This window comes from Levilactobacillus namurensis DSM 19117 (genome assembly GCF_001434785.1).
GTDB classification, from domain to species: Bacteria; Bacillota; Bacilli; order Lactobacillales; family Lactobacillaceae; genus Levilactobacillus; species Levilactobacillus namurensis.
In genome coordinates this window covers 29,279-45,129 of record NZ_AZDT01000058.1, presented here as the reverse complement: position 1 = coordinate 45,129, position 15,851 = coordinate 29,279, and the positions used below count along the sequence as shown (strand labels likewise).

19 protein-coding genes and 2 riboswitches are annotated in these 15,851 nt (G+C 54.9%); of the genes, 9 read left to right on the top strand and 10 right to left on the bottom strand.

Features of this window, described 5'->3' with window-relative positions:
- Positions 1-51: 51 nt before the first annotated feature.
- From FD30_RS08715 to FD30_RS08700, 4 genes are all read right to left on the bottom strand, one after another.
- Entirely contained in the window at positions 52-873 is an 822-nt protein-coding gene (locus FD30_RS08715; RefSeq protein WP_056944705.1) for an alpha/beta hydrolase, read from the bottom strand.
- Positions 873-2,162 carry a PTS transporter subunit EIIC gene (locus tag FD30_RS08710; RefSeq protein WP_056944704.1) on the bottom strand — a complete coding sequence of 430 codons (1,290 nt, stop codon included), beginning with the start codon at positions 2,160-2,162 and terminating at the stop codon, positions 873-875. The genes FD30_RS08715 and FD30_RS08710 overlap by 1 nt, the downstream gene beginning before the upstream one ends.
- Positions 2,163-2,301: 139 nt before the next feature.
- Positions 2,302-3,123: an HAD-IIB family hydrolase gene (locus FD30_RS08705; RefSeq protein ID WP_056944703.1), complete on the bottom strand. Its 822-nt coding sequence runs from the start codon at positions 3,121-3,123 to the stop codon at positions 2,302-2,304.
- Positions 3,124-3,254: 131 nt separating this feature from the next.
- The gene (locus FD30_RS08700; protein ID WP_056944739.1) at positions 3,255-4,424 is read right to left on the bottom strand and encodes a D-alanyl-D-alanine carboxypeptidase family protein; all 1,170 of its coding nucleotides are present in this window, start codon (positions 4,422-4,424) and stop codon (positions 3,255-3,257) included.
- A 329-nt stretch (positions 4,425-4,753) separates the two neighbouring features.
- A riboswitch (TPP riboswitch) is annotated at positions 4,754-4,845 on the top strand.
- Positions 4,846-4,931: 86 nt separating this feature from the next.
- Between FD30_RS08700 and FD30_RS08695 the strand changes: the two genes are divergently transcribed.
- From FD30_RS08695 to FD30_RS08670, 6 genes are all read left to right on the top strand, one after another.
- On the top strand, positions 4,932-5,498 hold the full coding sequence (locus tag FD30_RS08695) for an ECF transporter S component (protein ID WP_056944702.1): 567 nt from the start codon (positions 4,932-4,934) through the stop codon (positions 5,496-5,498).
- Positions 5,499-5,514: 16 nt separating this feature from the next.
- Entirely contained in the window at positions 5,515-6,939 is a 1,425-nt protein-coding gene (locus tag FD30_RS08690; RefSeq protein ID WP_056944701.1) for an ABC transporter ATP-binding protein, read from the top strand.
- Positions 6,929-7,582, top strand: coding sequence for an energy-coupling factor transporter transmembrane component T family protein (locus tag FD30_RS08685; RefSeq protein ID WP_056944700.1), 654 nt, complete (start codon positions 6,929-6,931; stop codon positions 7,580-7,582). The genes FD30_RS08690 and FD30_RS08685 overlap by 11 nt, the downstream gene beginning before the upstream one ends.
- 17 nt (positions 7,583-7,599) lie before the next feature.
- The gene (tenA, locus tag FD30_RS08680; protein WP_056944699.1) at positions 7,600-8,244 is read left to right on the top strand and encodes a thiaminase II; all 645 of its coding nucleotides are present in this window, start codon (positions 7,600-7,602) and stop codon (positions 8,242-8,244) included.
- A gap of 76 nt (positions 8,245-8,320) precedes the next feature.
- The gene (locus FD30_RS08675; protein WP_056944698.1) at positions 8,321-8,683 is read left to right on the top strand and encodes a hypothetical protein; all 363 of its coding nucleotides are present in this window, start codon (positions 8,321-8,323) and stop codon (positions 8,681-8,683) included.
- A gap of 157 nt (positions 8,684-8,840) precedes the next feature.
- On the top strand, positions 8,841-9,608 hold the full coding sequence (locus FD30_RS08670) for an SDR family NAD(P)-dependent oxidoreductase (protein WP_056944697.1): 768 nt from the start codon (positions 8,841-8,843) through the stop codon (positions 9,606-9,608).
- Between the two features lie 212 nt (positions 9,609-9,820).
- On the opposite strand, the gene FD30_RS08665 is transcribed toward FD30_RS08670, so the two are convergent.
- Positions 9,821-10,012 carry a hypothetical protein gene (locus tag FD30_RS08665; RefSeq protein ID WP_056944696.1) on the bottom strand — a complete coding sequence of 64 codons (192 nt, stop codon included), beginning with the start codon at positions 10,010-10,012 and terminating at the stop codon, positions 9,821-9,823.
- A 240-nt stretch (positions 10,013-10,252) separates the two neighbouring features.
- Between FD30_RS08665 and FD30_RS08660 the strand changes: the two genes are divergently transcribed.
- Positions 10,253-10,453: an LBP_cg2779 family protein gene (locus FD30_RS08660; RefSeq protein WP_056944695.1), complete on the top strand. Its 201-nt coding sequence runs from the start codon at positions 10,253-10,255 to the stop codon at positions 10,451-10,453.
- Between the two features lie 59 nt (positions 10,454-10,512).
- On the opposite strand, the gene FD30_RS08655 is transcribed toward FD30_RS08660, so the two are convergent.
- The 5 genes from FD30_RS08655 to FD30_RS08635 all read right to left on the bottom strand — a co-directional run bounded on the left by FD30_RS08655 (position 10,513) and on the right by FD30_RS08635 (position 13,958).
- The gene (locus FD30_RS08655; protein WP_056944694.1) at positions 10,513-11,025 is read right to left on the bottom strand and encodes an O-acetyl-ADP-ribose deacetylase; all 513 of its coding nucleotides are present in this window, start codon (positions 11,023-11,025) and stop codon (positions 10,513-10,515) included.
- A gap of 5 nt (positions 11,026-11,030) precedes the next feature.
- Positions 11,031-11,291 (bottom strand): zinc-ribbon domain-containing protein, encoded by a 261-nt coding sequence (locus tag FD30_RS08650; RefSeq protein ID WP_056944693.1) that lies wholly within the window; start codon positions 11,289-11,291, stop codon positions 11,031-11,033.
- Positions 11,292-11,305: 14 nt separating this feature from the next.
- Positions 11,306-11,650: a hypothetical protein gene (locus FD30_RS08645; protein ID WP_056944692.1), complete on the bottom strand. Its 345-nt coding sequence runs from the start codon at positions 11,648-11,650 to the stop codon at positions 11,306-11,308.
- Between the two features lie 53 nt (positions 11,651-11,703).
- Entirely contained in the window at positions 11,704-12,867 is a 1,164-nt protein-coding gene (locus FD30_RS08640; protein ID WP_056944691.1) for a hypothetical protein, read from the bottom strand.
- 80 nt (positions 12,868-12,947) lie between these two features.
- Positions 12,948-13,958 (bottom strand): asparaginase, encoded by a 1,011-nt coding sequence (locus tag FD30_RS08635; RefSeq protein WP_056944690.1) that lies wholly within the window; start codon positions 13,956-13,958, stop codon positions 12,948-12,950.
- Positions 13,959-14,014: 56 nt separating this feature from the next.
- On the opposite strand from FD30_RS08635, the gene FD30_RS11570 reads away from it, so the two are divergent.
- Entirely contained in the window at positions 14,015-14,185 is a 171-nt protein-coding gene (locus tag FD30_RS11570) for a hypothetical protein (protein WP_156652559.1), read from the top strand.
- 85 nt (positions 14,186-14,270) lie between these two features.
- Positions 14,271-14,369: riboswitch (purine riboswitch) on the top strand.
- Between the two features lie 113 nt (positions 14,370-14,482).
- Positions 14,483-15,850, top strand: coding sequence for a nucleobase:cation symporter-2 family protein (locus tag FD30_RS08630; RefSeq protein ID WP_056944689.1), 1,368 nt, complete (start codon positions 14,483-14,485; stop codon positions 15,848-15,850).
- The last annotated feature ends 1 nt before the right edge of the window (position 15,851 follow it).

Sequence of the window (15,851 nt, the reverse complement as noted above, 5' to 3'; positions counted from 1 at the left end):
AATACCCTCCAATGTACCTTCAGTGTACCCGTTAACGCGCTGAAAGTGAACCTACTTTAAGAGGTCTTGGCGCATCAGCTTAATAATTTGTTGATTTTCTGGTAACCCACCATGCTTGGCCTGCGTCCCCGTCACGGTGACTTGGGTAAAGCTCTTGACCTGCTTTTGAAAAATATACTTCCCTCGGTTGACGCTATCAACGGGCACAATTCCGTCCCCGCCATACGTCTCCGTTCCGGCAATCGAATAGACCACCAGTTCCTTGGGCAGACTCTGACGGTCCGCAACCAATTCCTTGAAGAGCGGCGTCTCAACACTGGTATCCCACTCTTCCAGGTTAAAGGGGGTCCCAATCGTCATCAGTCGCTCGGCATGGGCGCCCGTGGCCTGCAAGTCGTGTTCCATGAACAGGGTCAAGACTAGGCCCCCGTTAGAATGGCCCATTGCCGAGAAGCGGTTGAAGTGAAAGGCCTTTTGGAGCGACTTAAAGGCAATCGTAAACCACTTGGCCTGACGTTGAATATTCGCCGGACCATCCCGTGAGTCCTGAAACCCCACGACGATGAAGGGACGATAATCGCCCTTACGAATGGTCCCCGTGGTTTTCAATTGGCCATTGGTCAGGACTTCGACCCGCAACAGGCTATGCTGCGTGCCCATCTCCGTATTCAACTGCTGGACTAACTGATTGAACCGGTTCTGATTGGCACTCGACCCTGGCACCATGATAATGGGTGCCAGGGGGCTCCGGTAATTCGCCCGGACCTGGGCCAACTGTTGGGACCGCCAGAACAGCCCGGGAATCGCCAAGAGTAGCAGTAACCCCAGAATTAGTCCCAGGCCACCTAAACGTTGTTTCGTCCAAAACTTCATCACGACGCCTCCCCCTGCTTCACTAACTGATCAGCTAAGTTCGCCCACTTCACGAACGGGTAGTAGATGGCCGTGCTTAAGACCAAGTTAACGCCCGCCAACAAGACGGGCGTCCAAGCACCACTAGTCCCCAAAAACGCCAATAACGGCCCCGGCGTCCCCGTCAACAGCGGGTAAGCCGTGGCGGGGACCCAGTGCAGGCCTAAGAACAGGCAACTGGTCCCGATACAAGCCACCGGGGCTAGTAGTAACGGAATCCCCAGAATGGGACTTAGCACGACTGGCAACCCCAGTAATAGCGGTGCATTGAAGTTCCCCAGCACGGGCACCAGGCTCAACCAGCCGATTCGGCGTTGTGCCGCGTTCCGGCGGCCTAAGAAGATGGCCATCAGAAGGCCAAGGGTCATCCCCGGGCCACCCATGTTGACGTAGGTCTGAATCACGGTTTGCTCAGTCAACGGGTGCGGTAAGTGCCAGCCCGGCGTCGTCAGGACCGCTGCCAAGTTCTCACCAGCGACCAGGGACTGACTACCACTGTTCGGAATTGGTCCCAGTGACCCGCCCCAAGTGAAGAGCCCGTTTAAGACGCTGAAGTCGATCAACCGCCAGACGTCATTGGTCAGCTGTAACGGGGCGCGCATGATGGCCATGAACGTGGCGTGCAGGCTAAACGGCTGGCGCATCAACCAGTAAGCCGCGACTCCGGCCGCAGCCACCATCCCCACTAGGCTAAAGGTCATGGGCCGCACTAAGTCATTTTCAGGTTGGCGCCACCGTAAAACACCCCACCGGTAGGCGTTGCCCACGATCAGCCCCATCAGCAAGCCCAGGACCAAGCTCCGTAACCCCAAGTCCATGGCGACCCACTGGATGGGCCGGGTCACCGCTAGTGTCAGGGGGTTCACGTTAATCAGTTCTAACCCCAAGACCCCCACAAAACCGGCCGTTAACCGGTCGTTGGTCCGTGGCGTGGCGGTCGCGACTAACTGGTAAGCGACCACGAAGGCTGCCCCTAAAGTGGCCATGCCAAAGGCTCCCGCTTGAAGGAGTAAGGTAATCTGTTGAAGCCGGACCCGTCGTAGCAACCAGTCCGGTACGTGCAATGTTCGATAGTAATAACCGGTGGGCTCCAACCACGCCTGGTTGACAAAGTCCGCCAAAGTCCCCAACACTACCAGCGGTAAAATTACCCGAAAGCTCCGGTAAATCGCCGCAATCTGCCGATTCTGACGCCACCGTACTTCACCGGCAATCAGCCACCGACCTAACCGACTAACCCGTTCTGTCATCCGACCATCCCCTAATCACCTGCGATTGTAGCGCATCACAGTACTCCCGACTCAGTCGCACGCTTAGTTGATGTACTCACCCCTCAAACTGAGTATTGTCCGGAAACGCGATGGCGATTTCCCGTAAAACCACCATCCATTAAGCCGTTAGCCACGCCTCGAGCTGGTCAAGGACGGCGGGTGCCGCGTTGGTCTGAGCCGTGTGCCGGGGAATCGCAGTGAGTACTTCCGGGGACGCGTTAGCCATGGAAATCCCCTGTCCCACGGTCTGGAGCATCGCGAGATCATTCCCCGAATCACCAAACGCTGCGGTCTGAGCTACCGGAATCTGCCATTCCTGCTGCAGCAAGCGAATGGCCGCTCCCTTATTGACCGTAGGCAACGTCACGTTCAGCCCGCCCAGCCCACTACTGGTCCCCAGGAGTTGCCCCGCAAACTGCCGGTTAAAGGCCGCGACCTGGTCCCGCACATCCGTCCGTAACCAGGTCAGATCTAACTTTAGAATCGGTTCTGGGACCGTCAGCAGGTCCGGAACACTGGTCAGACTGGGGTAAAAGGCTCGTGAGGCCGCAAAACGCTGACTATCCGCGGCCAACGTGGTGTAAGCCCGCTGCGCCCCGCACGCAATCAGAAAGTTCTCCGACATCTCAGGAGCTGTCTGAATCCATTGAATGGCAAAGCGGCTTAGGTCTGAGGGAATCTCAGCCATCCGCAAGACGCGTCCCGTGCCCGTGACGATCAGCGCCCCGTCTTCGACCACGTAAGTCAACCGACTGGCATGCGCTAAGTCACCGAACAAGTCATGCACGTGGTCGAGCGGATCTCCCGTCGCAATGACGAATCGGCTTCCCTGCGCGTCCAGGGCGCCTAGTAACCGGTCAAACCGGTCGTGGTCGTACTTTCCATGCGGGTCTAAAAACGTGCCATCTAAATCGGTGGCAATCAATTGGGGTAGTTCCATCTGGTCTCAGTCCTCTCATGTTCAAAAACTGCTCTCATCATACGCGAGCCGTCACGTCCATTGCAACCAACTGTCTTCTATGGCGCAAAAAAAACGCTTGGAGTGACCACTCCAAGCGTCCAATAGTATGATTAAGCGTTCATGCTGCTACTCTTGTATGCGTAGTTCATCAGCGAACGGGTCTCAGTGAACTCATTTTCATCGTGCAAGACCACCGTGATCAACCGGTGCTTGCCCGTCTTTTGACCAGTTCCGACGAAGCAGTAGCCCGCCAATGGCGTGTACCCGGTCTTCAAGCCGTCGACCTTTAACGAGGCCTGGTAATACTTCCGCCCCTTCAACAGGTTGTTGTAGTTGTAGAGCAACTGGCCATCCACATACTTCGAACCAATCTGACCGTCCGTGACCACCCGTGGGTAGTCCGTGATCAGGTGCCGGGCAATCTTGGCCACGTCGATTGGGGAGACCTTATTGGCGTTGGCTGACCCGTAACGGTAGCCAAATGCTGCCAAGTCACTGTTTTCCAACCCCGAAGCGGAGACAAAGCTGGCGTGCTTTAAGCCCCAGGCCTTGGCTTGAGCGTTCATCTTCCGGATAAAGGCGCCGTTACTGCCAGCGACCCACTTCCCCAACGCAATCGCCGCGTTGTTGGACGAATCCAGGTAAGCCGCGTAGTAGAGGTCCTTGACCGTGTACTTGTGCCCGGACTTGAACTTAAAGCCCCCACAAGCAGCACTGTTGCCCATGGCAATCAGCCCTTTACTGCTAGTGTTGACCACGTCGTTCCAACTGCCCTTGCCACTTTCGACCTTTTGCAGCGTCAGGTAGAGCGTCATGATCTTGGACACGGACGCGATAGGCCGCGCCGTGTTCCCGGCTTTAGACCAGATCACCTTACCAGTCTGGGCATCCATGGCCACCGCCCCTTTGGCGTACTTCAAGGACAGTGGGGCAGTCCCCTTCTTCAGGTAACCGTGCCAGACCCAGCCCTTGATGGACCCCGACTTATTGGCCACATACAGGTAAATGCCCTTGGAATTGGCATGCTTTAACGTGGCTTGCTTTGTGGCGTACCAGGTCGTATTGGGATGCGCCGACAGATTCACGACTTTACGCGTGTGTGTCTGATTATACAGGGCCCCCTTTTTCGACTTTTTATGGTAGGCCGTCTTAGTGATGGTCTTGGACGTGACTGTCTGATAAGCCGCCGCTTGGGCCGTTGTCGCTTGGCCAACGCCCAAACCAACCATCAGAGTAACCAACAGGGCGAAAAGGCCCCACTTAAATTTTGTGACTTGCATAATTGTTTCTTGCGCTCCCATCTTATTACATTTCTAATAATAACCTAACACGTCAATCACGCCACGGGTAGCTTCTACCGCTTTTTGTAACCAGCTTGTTGTGACCGTAACGTGCTTGTAATCCATTTTTAAGTCCTTGAACTAAATAGTCTCGCAACTACTTTGTGCTAACCCCTGCATTACGCGCTAACTTTACGTCAACCAGATGATTTGAGGCCCCACCGATTAGACTTGAGCACTATTCAAGTTATAAAAGCTTAGACCACTCCGTACGATTTTAGAGGATAGCGGTTGCATTTTTCGTTCAGATTAGTTACGCTAAAAGTAATTTAAATCCGACGGGGTGCCTATTTTGGCTGAGATTAAACCCATTGAACCTGCTCTGGTTAAGACCAGCGAAGGGACGGTGTATTTTCAAATGCAAGCAAGAACCCCACCTAGCCGCGCGCTACGTGGGGATCTTTTTGGTTGTGACCGCGTCACTATAACCTATAGGGGGAAGACAACATGCAACGTTGGCACATTCGTGACATTATTCTGGTCACCATTTTAGCAATTTTTATGGGGGTTATTTTTTGGGCCGTGGGACCACTCTACGCCGTTTTAACAGCCGCTTTAGCACCCGCGGGACTTCAGCCGCTGGCTAACGAACTACTCTTAGGTATCTGGGTCATGGCGGGCCCCTTAGCCGGCTTCATCATCCGGATTCCCGGATCCGCAACTCTAGGCGAATTCCTAGGGTCTGCGGTGGAAATGTTCCTGGGGGGAACTTGGGGCGCATCTACTTTAATTTCTGGTGCCGTTCAAGGTATCGGTTCCGAATTAGGCTTCGCCGCCGTGGGTTATAAGGTCTACAACTGGCTAACCTTAACACTCAGTGCACTGACCACCACTTTGGTCACCTTCTTATGGGACTACTTCCGGTCCGGTTACAACGCCTATCACCTAGGCTTCTTGCTGGTGTTACTGGTAGTCCGCTTCGCCTCAATCTTCGTCTTCGGGGGAATCCTGACGCGTCTGATCACCAACCTCTTAACTCGGGCCCACGTCCTCCCCGCAACCTCTAAGAACTAAACTGGAGGGATTCACTTTGGCAACCATTACGATTCAACACTTAACTTACGCACCACCAGCCCGGGAGACTCCCGTGCTCAAGGACTTAACGGCCACCTTTAGGGGCGGTCGTTTTTCCCTATTGACTGGTCCATCTGGCAGCGGCAAGACCACCCTACTCCGGTTGATCGCCGGCCTGACCCCGCTCCCCACCACGGGGACCATCACCTTCGACGACCAGGCCCTGGCCTCATTCCCGGCAACCACCCACTCCCGTAGAGTCGCGTTACTGTTCCAGGAACCCAGTACCCAATTCACCATGGATACCGTGACTAACGAGTTGCGCTTTGTCTTGGAAAATCAGGCGGTCGACCCAGCCCAAATGCCCGCTAGAATTGATGCCGCCCTAGCCTTCGTCGGCATCGCCAAGCTTCGTGACCGCTCTTTAATGCAGCTATCCGGCGGGGAACAACAGAAGGTCGCCCTGGCCAGTATTGTGGCCATGGACAGTGACGTTATCTTACTAGACGAGCCCTTTGCCAGTATCGATCCACCGACGCGCCAAGTTCTGATGACCAAGCTGGTCCAACTCTGCCACGAGCGCCATAAGACCGTGATTCTCGCCGACCATGACCTCAGTGGCTATGACCAATGGGTCGACCACCTGACCGTCTTAGATCACGGAATGGCGACCCAGCTCTCGGCCGCCGCTACCCAGGCCCGCCTAGCCGCCTTTACTCCGGAACGGTTACGGCTTACTCAGGTCCAGCTCCCCGCACCCGATACGCCGCAGGTCCTGACTAGCCACCAACTAGGGTTACGCCGAGGGACCCGACAACTGTTGCGGCCCCAAGATCTCGCCATCCTAGCGCATAAAACCACGCTGATCACCGGCCCCAACGGTAGTGGAAAATCCACTTTCTTCCGCGCGCTGGTCCGGCTGAGTTCCTATGATGGTACGATCACCTACCGCCAACAGGACATCCAAAAGCTACGGCGTCGCACCTACGCTCGCCATGTGGGGTTGATGTTTCAAGCCGCTCAAGCGCAATTTCTCAACGTCACCCTAGGTGAAGAATTGGCGTTGTCCCAGAAGAACGGTCAACACGCGTACTTCACGCCCGACCGGGTGGCCGCCGCGCTCAAAGCCCTCCAGCTCAATGGCCGTGAAGACCAGGTCATCTACTCACTCAGTAGTGGCCAGCAGAAGAAGTTCCAGTTGCTCTGCATGCTGATGATGGCCCCCGACGTACTCCTGCTAGACGAGCCCCTAAAGGGACTAGACCTGGCCTCGATTCACGCGGTACGTCAACTCCTGACGACCACCCAAGCAGACCTCAAGCTGACCTTAGTGTTGATCAGCCATCAGCTAAGCGGCCTCGATAGCTTTATCGATTACCACTTGGCCTTGGCCGACCAACAATTCAGCTACCAAGCTCAGGAGGTGCGCCATGAATCCTAGTCTCAAGCTCGCTACCGTCGTGTTGATTGCGTTCGAAATTTCGTTTACCCAAGTTTTGACCGTCAACTTGGCTTTGATTGGCTTTAGTTTAATCGTCTTAGTGGTTCAACGTATTCACTTCAAGACTCTCCTGTGGCTAACGGCCGTTCCCCTCTTCTTAGCCAGCGCCCTAGTCTGGTCACTGGCCTTGCAGGGGGACGCCTCGCACCACTTCTTAGCGGTCATCTTCACCCGGATGTTCGTCTACGTCTACTTGGGGGCCACCTTTACTCAGACCACCCAACCGCTGGCCTTGGCCCGTTCGCTGGAACAGAATGCTAAGTTGCCCGCGAAGTTCGCTTACGGGTTCCTGGCAGCTTTCAATCTGCTGCCTAAGATTCGTGCCGAGGTCGCAACGATCCACGCCGCCGCCCTGATGCGGGGACAGGTACTTCACTTCTGGTCCCCCCAACTGTACTTCAAGGTCATCCTAGCGGCCATGAACTGGTCAGACCAGTTAGCGGATGCCATGACCTCACACGGATTCGTCGAAGGGGCTCCCCGGACTTACGCGGTCACGATTCCCCTCCGTCGGCGCGATTGGCTACTCTGTGGTCTGGGCTTTGTCGTGGTCCAAATCGGCCTCTTCGTCGGCTTGCCTTAACAGAAAGGAGTTTTTTGATGTTCACTGATCAAGCTCATGCCGCTACCCGCACCAGTTGGGCGGCTTCCAAGCACCATCCCTTCATTCAAGCCTTGCAAGCGGGGACCTTACCCGCAGCCACCTTCCGGTATTATCTGATTCAAGACCACCACTACCTGCAAGAATTCGCGACGATTCACGACTTAGCCGCGGACCAGGCCACGGATCCGCAGGCAGCCCACCAGTTACGGGCCGGAGCTGAACACTTACGCCAAGGCGAGATGGCGGTCCGCGAAACCTTCTTTAAGCAACTCGCCATCACGGATGCCGAAATTGCGGCGACGCCCATGGCTCCCACGGGGTACGCCTATACCAGCCACCTCTACCGATCCCTAGCGACCCTAGGAACCGCTGGTGCCGTAATCGCCCTATTACCGTGTTACTGGCTCTATGCCGAGATTGGCCACGACCTAGCCCACCAGGGATCACCCATCCCCATCTACCAGGCTTGGATCGATACTTACAATGCCGACGACTACGCCGGAGAGATGCCTGACCAATTGGCCCTCGCCAACCGGGTCGCTACTCCCCAGAACACGCCGGCCCTCCTGGATATCTTCCAGAAGAGCAGTTGGTACGAGTTACACTTTTGGCAAATGGCTTTGGATCACGAAACCTGGTAACCTAAGCATTAGGATTCCCAATCGCGCGCGCTTGCTTTATAATAAAGGCACCATCTGAGGGAAAGCGGGTGTCGTGATGCAAAAAATTCGTCAAATGACCTTTCTTCAATTTTTCGGTTACTTAGCTTTAATCCTAGGCATTCTGATTGAAGGGTACGCCCTGTTGAATCACCCCGGCAGCCTGAGCAGTGGTGATGACATGTTCGGTGGTGCCGTGGTCCTGGCTCTAGCAGTGTCCTTTCTCCACGACCGACCACTGGGCCGGAAGTTGGTCATCATTGCGCTCAGCACCCTGGGCTTCGGCTACTTTACCTTCATCCACACGCACGCGTGGCTCTGGACCATCCTCTTAGCCATCGCCATTGCGGCCTTCTTGATTTACGTCGTGGGGATTCGCGAAGATATTCACCGTAGCCACAGTGACTGGTTACACTTTTAAAGACTTGTTTTGATTCCTATCGGGCCACCCCGCTAAACGGGGGATGGCCCGATTTTTTGTGACCTCAGTAAATAATAATTTTTGTTGAAACCGTTTACATTTCTATGGTATACTCCTCGCTGATCATAATACTATCAGTACATAGGAGGACGATAACATGCAAATCACTTACGACTTCTCTGATAAACGCGTCATCATTACCGGTGGTGCCGGCGGCATCGGCCTGGGAATGGCCACGGCCTTCGTCAAATCGGGCGCCAGTGTCCTGGTGGTCGACGTCAACGCTGAACTCATCGCGCAAGCCAAGCGGGAGCTTCAGGCACTGAATGCCGGTCAGGTGGTCACGCTGCAAACCGACATCAGTACCAAAGCCAACGACCAACTCATCATCGACACGGCTGTCAAAGCCTTTGGCGGAATCGATGTGCTGATCAACAACGCCCACGCTTCCCACCAAAAGCCCTTCACTGCACTAACCGACGATGACTTGGCCCTGTCCTTCAACACCGGCTTCTACCCGACCTGGCATCTGATGCAACTGGCTTATCCACAGCTCAAGGCTAACCAGGGAAGTGTCATCAACTTTGCCTCGGGGGCTGGAATCAACGGGCAACCGACCCAAGCCGCCTACGCTGCGGCCAAGGAAGCCATTCGGGGGCTTTCCCGGGTGGCGGCCAACGAATGGGCTGCCGATAACATTCGGGTCAACCTGATTTCCCCAATCGCCGAAACGGCCGGTGTGAAGCGCTGGAAACAGGCCGCTCCGGACCAATACAAGGCAATGGTCAACCAGATTCCGCTCCACCGACTGGGCGATCCCGAGCACGACATTGGGGCGGTCGCCCTCTTCCTAGCCAGCGACGCCAGCAGTTACATCACCGGTCAGACCTTCATGGTCGACGGTGGTGACATCAAGCTTCGTTAATTAAGGTCCCTTGCTTGCCAGCGAAATGGTCATGGCACGCAAGGGGCTTTTCGTATTGGAAGGTGAACAGACCAAAAGAAAACAGGCCAACCGAAGTCGACCTGCTTTCCCGCTTGATAGACTACAAGAGACTGTAGTCATGTAATCATCACGATTACCATTAATTAATAAAACCACCGGTTCACCCGGCACCCGTTTTAATGCCCGCAAAATTACCGTGGCATCTCCCGCGTCGTCGGCGGGATCTGTGGTTCGGACTGCGCAACATGGGGCCCTACGGCGTGCGCCGTCAGTAGCCACGAAAGACCACTGACCACAGCCAGTAGGACGATTGCCGTTCCCAGTCCCAGAATAATCCGTTTTAAGTTCACCTTGTCACCCCGTTCATCCCGACTTTCCGTCAACACGTGACCTCTAGTGTACGGGCTGAACGTCACAAATCGATGACAGCGACCCAAAATCGCGGTAACAATTCCTTAACACACAGAAAATTCATATTGCATTTTAGTTTACGCAATTTTGGGCCATTCATCAAGTAAAATTCAAAATATTCTCGGATACGAGGACTTATTCCCCAGATTTCGCCAAACTTTAGTATAATAAACAGTGAGCAGCAAGATGGATTATCATTTGGAGGGATATTAATGAGTCAAGAACAAGAGCTAAGTAGTCTGGCTGAAGCAATCATCGCCTACCAAAAGAAATACGATAAGACCGACGGCGAGATGGCCTTTGGTTCTCGCCTAACCGTTGAGAAGTTCCACGCCATCAAGACCGGTGAGCTGCAGCCCACTACCGACGAACAGGCAGCGCTCCACAGCCTAATTGCCAAGAAACCACTTTAAGCCAAGCAACAGACCTGAGTCTCCCTTTTGAAGGCTCAGGTCTGTTTTTGTCTTCATCGTCATCCCAACGCGGCCCAAGCTTGGCGGTACGCCTGCGCCGTGGTCGCATCAAACGCGACCAAGCGGACCCGCAGCTCCTGCTTCGAAGCGGCTAACCAAGTCGCAATCGTCTGCGTTGCCACTTGTGCCGCCGCGGCCAGCGGATAGCCGTAGACCCCGGTACTCAGGGACGGAAAATCAACCGTCCGGCACCCCTGCGTCGCGGCCAAAGTCAGACTATTGCGGTAACAGTTGGCCAGCAACTCGGCTTCGTGGTGGTGACCACCTTGCCAGACCGGTCCCGGCGTATGAATCACCCATTTAGCGGGCAACTCAAACCCGGGGGTCAGCTTAGCCTCGCCGGTGCGGCAACCGTTCAGGGGCACGCAGGCCGCGAAAAGTTGCGGTCCCGCCGCCCGATGAATGGCCCCATCAACACCGCCACCACCCAGTAACGTGGTATTTGCCGCGTTTACGATGGCATCGACTTGACTTTGCGTGATATCGCCCTGAATGACCTCAAAACTTCCCATCTCATTCACTCCTTCGACCACGGCCAATGCCAACGGTGTTTCGTAGTCGTGGGCTGAGACCCTTCCCGCGCCTTGAGCCGTTTCATGCCCTCCCGGTAAGGATTAGCCGATAAGGTGTTCAGGTTCAACTTCGGTTTGGCCGGTGCCGCTTGGGGTTGCTTCACCTCGCGAAACGGCCGGAGATCCGTATGACAGCGCGGACAAGTCTGGTCGGTCGCCGTAATTTTAGCCCCACACTGGGGACAGAATTTTAGATCCGTTGCCATGTTTATTAAACCTCCTAATGTTGCCGGCGTTGTTGATGTTGCTGGTTCCGGTTCGCATTGCGTTCATGCGTCACGGCCGCTTGCTTGGCCCCTTCCGCAGCCCGTTGCTTGCGCCGTTGTGCCCGAGCTGCCGCATCGGCTTTCTTCTTGGCGTCAGCGGCCTTGCGCTTGGCTTGGCTACGATAGCTAAAGTAACTCCAAGCGCCAACCGCCAACAACGCTAGAATGATCTGTAAAGGCACTAACGCCCAGTTCACATTCTTCGCCAATAACCAATCGTACATAATCAATAAAATCGACATGGCACCCACGACCGACACCGTGTCGCGCATCCACCGCGGTAACTTTTTCCACTGCATCATTCAAAACTCCTTATGTAGACCGCCGAGCGCCCGGCGGCTTTTTTCCGTTTCTATAAATCGCCCTCGACTTTAAGTTGTCGCTCCGTCAAGTAGGCGTCGAGGTACCCGAAAGCCACTTCATCCACGTCAGTAATCGCGTACGCCTTACCGACCTGGTCAACCTGATTATCCACTACTTCATGAAAGATGAAGTGCTGATTGCCGACCTGTGCGGGGTAGCCCAGCACGCTAGTCCCGTCGTGGAGCTTCAGCCGAATGATCGACCGGAACGTGGCCGCTTGCGTCAGTCGGGCCGTAAACTGGTCGTCCGTGGCATCGAACAAACGCTCATCGTTGAGAACTGGTTGAATGGGGTGTTGCCGCGCTTGGTTCAGCAGCGTAAACAACCGCATGGTCTGCAGATAATCCGACTTCAGCATCACCGCGTGCAGTTCACTTAGCCGCATCAGGGTATATCCACCGAACTGACCGGTCATGTCGACCAAGTTCAAGATCACGGCATCTGCCGTCACCGTATTCACCCGGCCCACGAAGAATAGGTCCTGGTCGTGCTTAGGAATCAAGGCCACGAAGAGTTCCCGGCCCACTAACTCCCGCAAGGTCCCTGCAATCAGCTCCGGTGACGTGACCGTCACGGTCTCCTGATGCGGCAACTTTTGAAGGCGGGTCGCGGCAGCACTCTGTAAGGATAGTTCCTGACCTTGAAATTCGATGACCTCGATTTGACTCGGGTCGATCTCGCGAACGGGGCGGTCCTGATAATCGAACTTATTCAAGAGTTGAATCGTCACCTTATCCGCGGCGATGCCCGTCACCAGTCCCTCGTAGAAGTGCTGATCCTGATTCAGGACCAACATAATCACCAAGTGGTCGACCCACGCGTGACTCAGAACTTGTCGGCGTAAGTCTCGCTGCGGGTCAAAGTGCATGGTCAGGCCCCCGGCGGCCACGAAGTGTTCGTCATGGGCCGTCTGAATGCGAAACGCCATGTTATCCAGATCATCACTTGAAAATTCGACTTCATCTACCACGTTAAGGTCCAAGAAGACGGCACCATCCGGTAAGCCATAATCGTCATAGGTCGCCAGAATGAGGCCTTGGGCCCCCACAGCCGTCACGTATCCGGTATACACCACGTCTTGGTTCACCTGATAGACGTTGACCAGTATCTGCTGTGCTAGGGCCCGGTTAAGATCGTTAACAATAGAATTCATCATGTGGCCCCCTTTTCTGCTTTTTTGAAAATTCTACCATATTATGCGAAAAATAGCTCGCCACGGCCGTCCATTTCCGATTAAGAGACCGCCGTCCGTAAGAAGTCTGCCAAGTCGGAGCCCGTTAACCCAGCACTGAGTCCGACCAGTAACTTAATGCGGGCCTTCTGGCCGTTCAGTCCTTGACACAACAATAACCCCATCTTGCGCAAGCCGATCCCGCCACCCGGGTAATCATAGATGTCCTCGGCCACACCGTTGTAACACCGTGAAACCAACACGATTGGAATCTGGCGGTCCAGTAACCGTTGAATCCCTGGCAGCGTTGCCGGCGGCAGGTTTCCCGCGCCGACACCCTCGATAACTAGGCCCTGGGTTCGGTCCGTCGCTAAGGCATCAAACAGACTGGCGTCCATCCCTGCGTAGGCCTTTAAGAGGTAAACGCCGTCGATCACGTGGTCGATGTCGCAGGTGGTCTGCTGGATCAACTTCTGGAAGTACATGGGGTGGCCCTTGGTGACCAACCCTATCGGCCCAAAGGTCGGGGTCCGGAAAGTCGCCACGTTGGTGGTGTGGGTCTTGGTCACGTAACGCGCCGTGTGAATCTCGTCGTTCATGACCACCATCACGCCATTATCCCGTGACGCATCGGCCGCGGCCACCTCGATGGCCGATTGAAAATTGTACAAGCCGTCCGAGCCGACTTCATTCGACGACCGCATGGCCCCCGTCACCACTACGGGAATCGTGTTCGGTAACGTCAGGTCTAAGAAGTACGCCGTTTCCTCCAGCGTATCGGTCCCGTGCGTAATCACGACCCCGTCGATGCCCTGGGCTTCAGCCTTTAGAATCCGCTGCTTGATCTGCAACATCTGAACCGGCGTCATGTGGGGCGACGGCAAGTTGAACATTTCATCCGTGATCAACTGGACCCGGCCCGCCAGAATCGTGGCGTCTTGGGCAATTGGGTTCTGGTCGTTGGGCACGACCTCCCCTTGTGCGTTTTGCGACATGGAAATGGTGCCCCCCGTGTGAATCGCTAAAATCTTCTTCACAACATTTACTCCCCTTCCAAAAAATTGGTTACCCATATTGTACCCTAGTTGCGGTAAAATTTAGGTAAGAGTTTAGAAAGGAGGTCGCCAGGATGCCCCAACCTAAAAAAGCGGACCACTTCTACAAGCCTGGACCCGAAGTTCACCCCAAAAAAGACAGTGTCTCCGGTGGACTGGCCGACTGGGGACCGTTGATGGCCCTGTTCAGTACCGGCTTTAAGAAGCTCTGGCACCTGATCAAAAAATCCCCCAATGCTCACTAACGATTTTGGCTAAACCCGCCATCAGTGGTCAACCCGGCCTTGTGTTTTTAGCGCCACCGTGCTAAAGTAAGTAACATTCTACATCAGTTAAATTAATGAAATTGCCTATATAATGCCAAGATAAGGTTGGTAAGTCTCTACCCGGAGCCGTAAATTCCGGACTATAAGCAAATTGAGGACCGAAACTCTTTTTGCCGATGAAAAGAGTCATCGGTCGAGTTTTACCGCTCCCTTTTTGCGTTATGCGAAAAGGGAGCTTTTTTGATTTCATTCACAGACATGATAGGAGGAAATATCTTGCAAACCACGCAATCATCTCAAGCTACGCAAACGACTGACGGCCAACCCGTCTCCACCTGGAAGGCCGCAATTCTGGGGTTCCAACACCTCCTCGCCATGTACTCCGGCGACGTCTTAGTGCCCCTCTTGATTGGTGGTGCGTTACACTTTAACGCCATGCAAATGGCTTATCTGATCAGTGCCGACATCTTCATGTGCGGTATCGCGACCCTCCTCCAGTTAAAGCGAACCCGCTTCACCGGAATCGCCTTGCCCGTGGTCTTGGGGTGTGCGGTCCAAGCCGTGACGCCCCTCTCCGCCATCGGTCGGAACTACGGGGTCGGTACCATGTACGGGGCTATCATCGGGGCGGGGCTCTTCGTCTTCCTGAGTGCCGGTTGGTTCTCCAAGATCAAGAACCTGTTCCCCCCCGTTGTCACGGGGTCGTTGATCACCATCATCGGGTTCACCCTGATTCCCGTGGGCTTCCAGAACCTAGGTGGTGGCGACGTCAGCGCTAAGAACTTCGGGGACCTCAAGTTCCTGTTGGTCGGCTTCCTGACCATGGCCATCATCTTAGGCCTGAACGTCTTCGCTAAAGGCTTCATGAAGTCACTGGCCATCCTCTTAGGAATCCTGTTAGGCACCGTGATTGCGAGTTGGTTGGGCATGGTTAACCTGAGTGCCGTGGGGCAAGCCAGTTGGTTTCACCTGCCGCAATTCTTCTACTTCAGCACGCCCAAGTTCGAGTGGTCGTCCATTCTGACCATGATTCTGGTCTCCTTAACCACCATGGTCGAATCGACTGGGGTCTTCTTCGCCTTAGGGGACATCACGGGCAAGCAGATTAAAGAGGCCGACTTAAAGCGCGGCTACCGGGCTGAGGGCATCGCCGTGATCCTGGGCGGACTCTTCAACACCTTCCCGTACTCGACCTTCTCCGAAAACGTGGGGGTGGTCCAACTTTCCGGTGTTAAGACCCGCAAGCCCATCTACTTCTCCGCCCTTTTCCTGATGCTTCTGGGGCTCTTACCTAAGATTGGGGCGTTGGCAACGGTCATCCCCGACCCCGTTTTGGGTGGTGCCATGATCGTGATGTTCGGCATGGTCGGCGTCCAAGGTATCCGCATGCTCCAACAAGTCGACTTCAAGGACAACAATAACCTGTTAGTCTCGGCCATCTCGATTGGCCTTGGGTTGGGCGTGACGGTCTACCCGCAGATTTTCCAAGACCTGCCGCAATCCCTGCAAATCATCGTGAATAACGGGGTCGTCATCGGGAGCTTCTCCGCTGTCATCTTGAACGTGGTCTTCAACTTGCGGCCACAACGTGCGGCTCAAGCCGCCCAAGCACAAGTCAACAGTACGGCCCAATCTCGAAAATAAC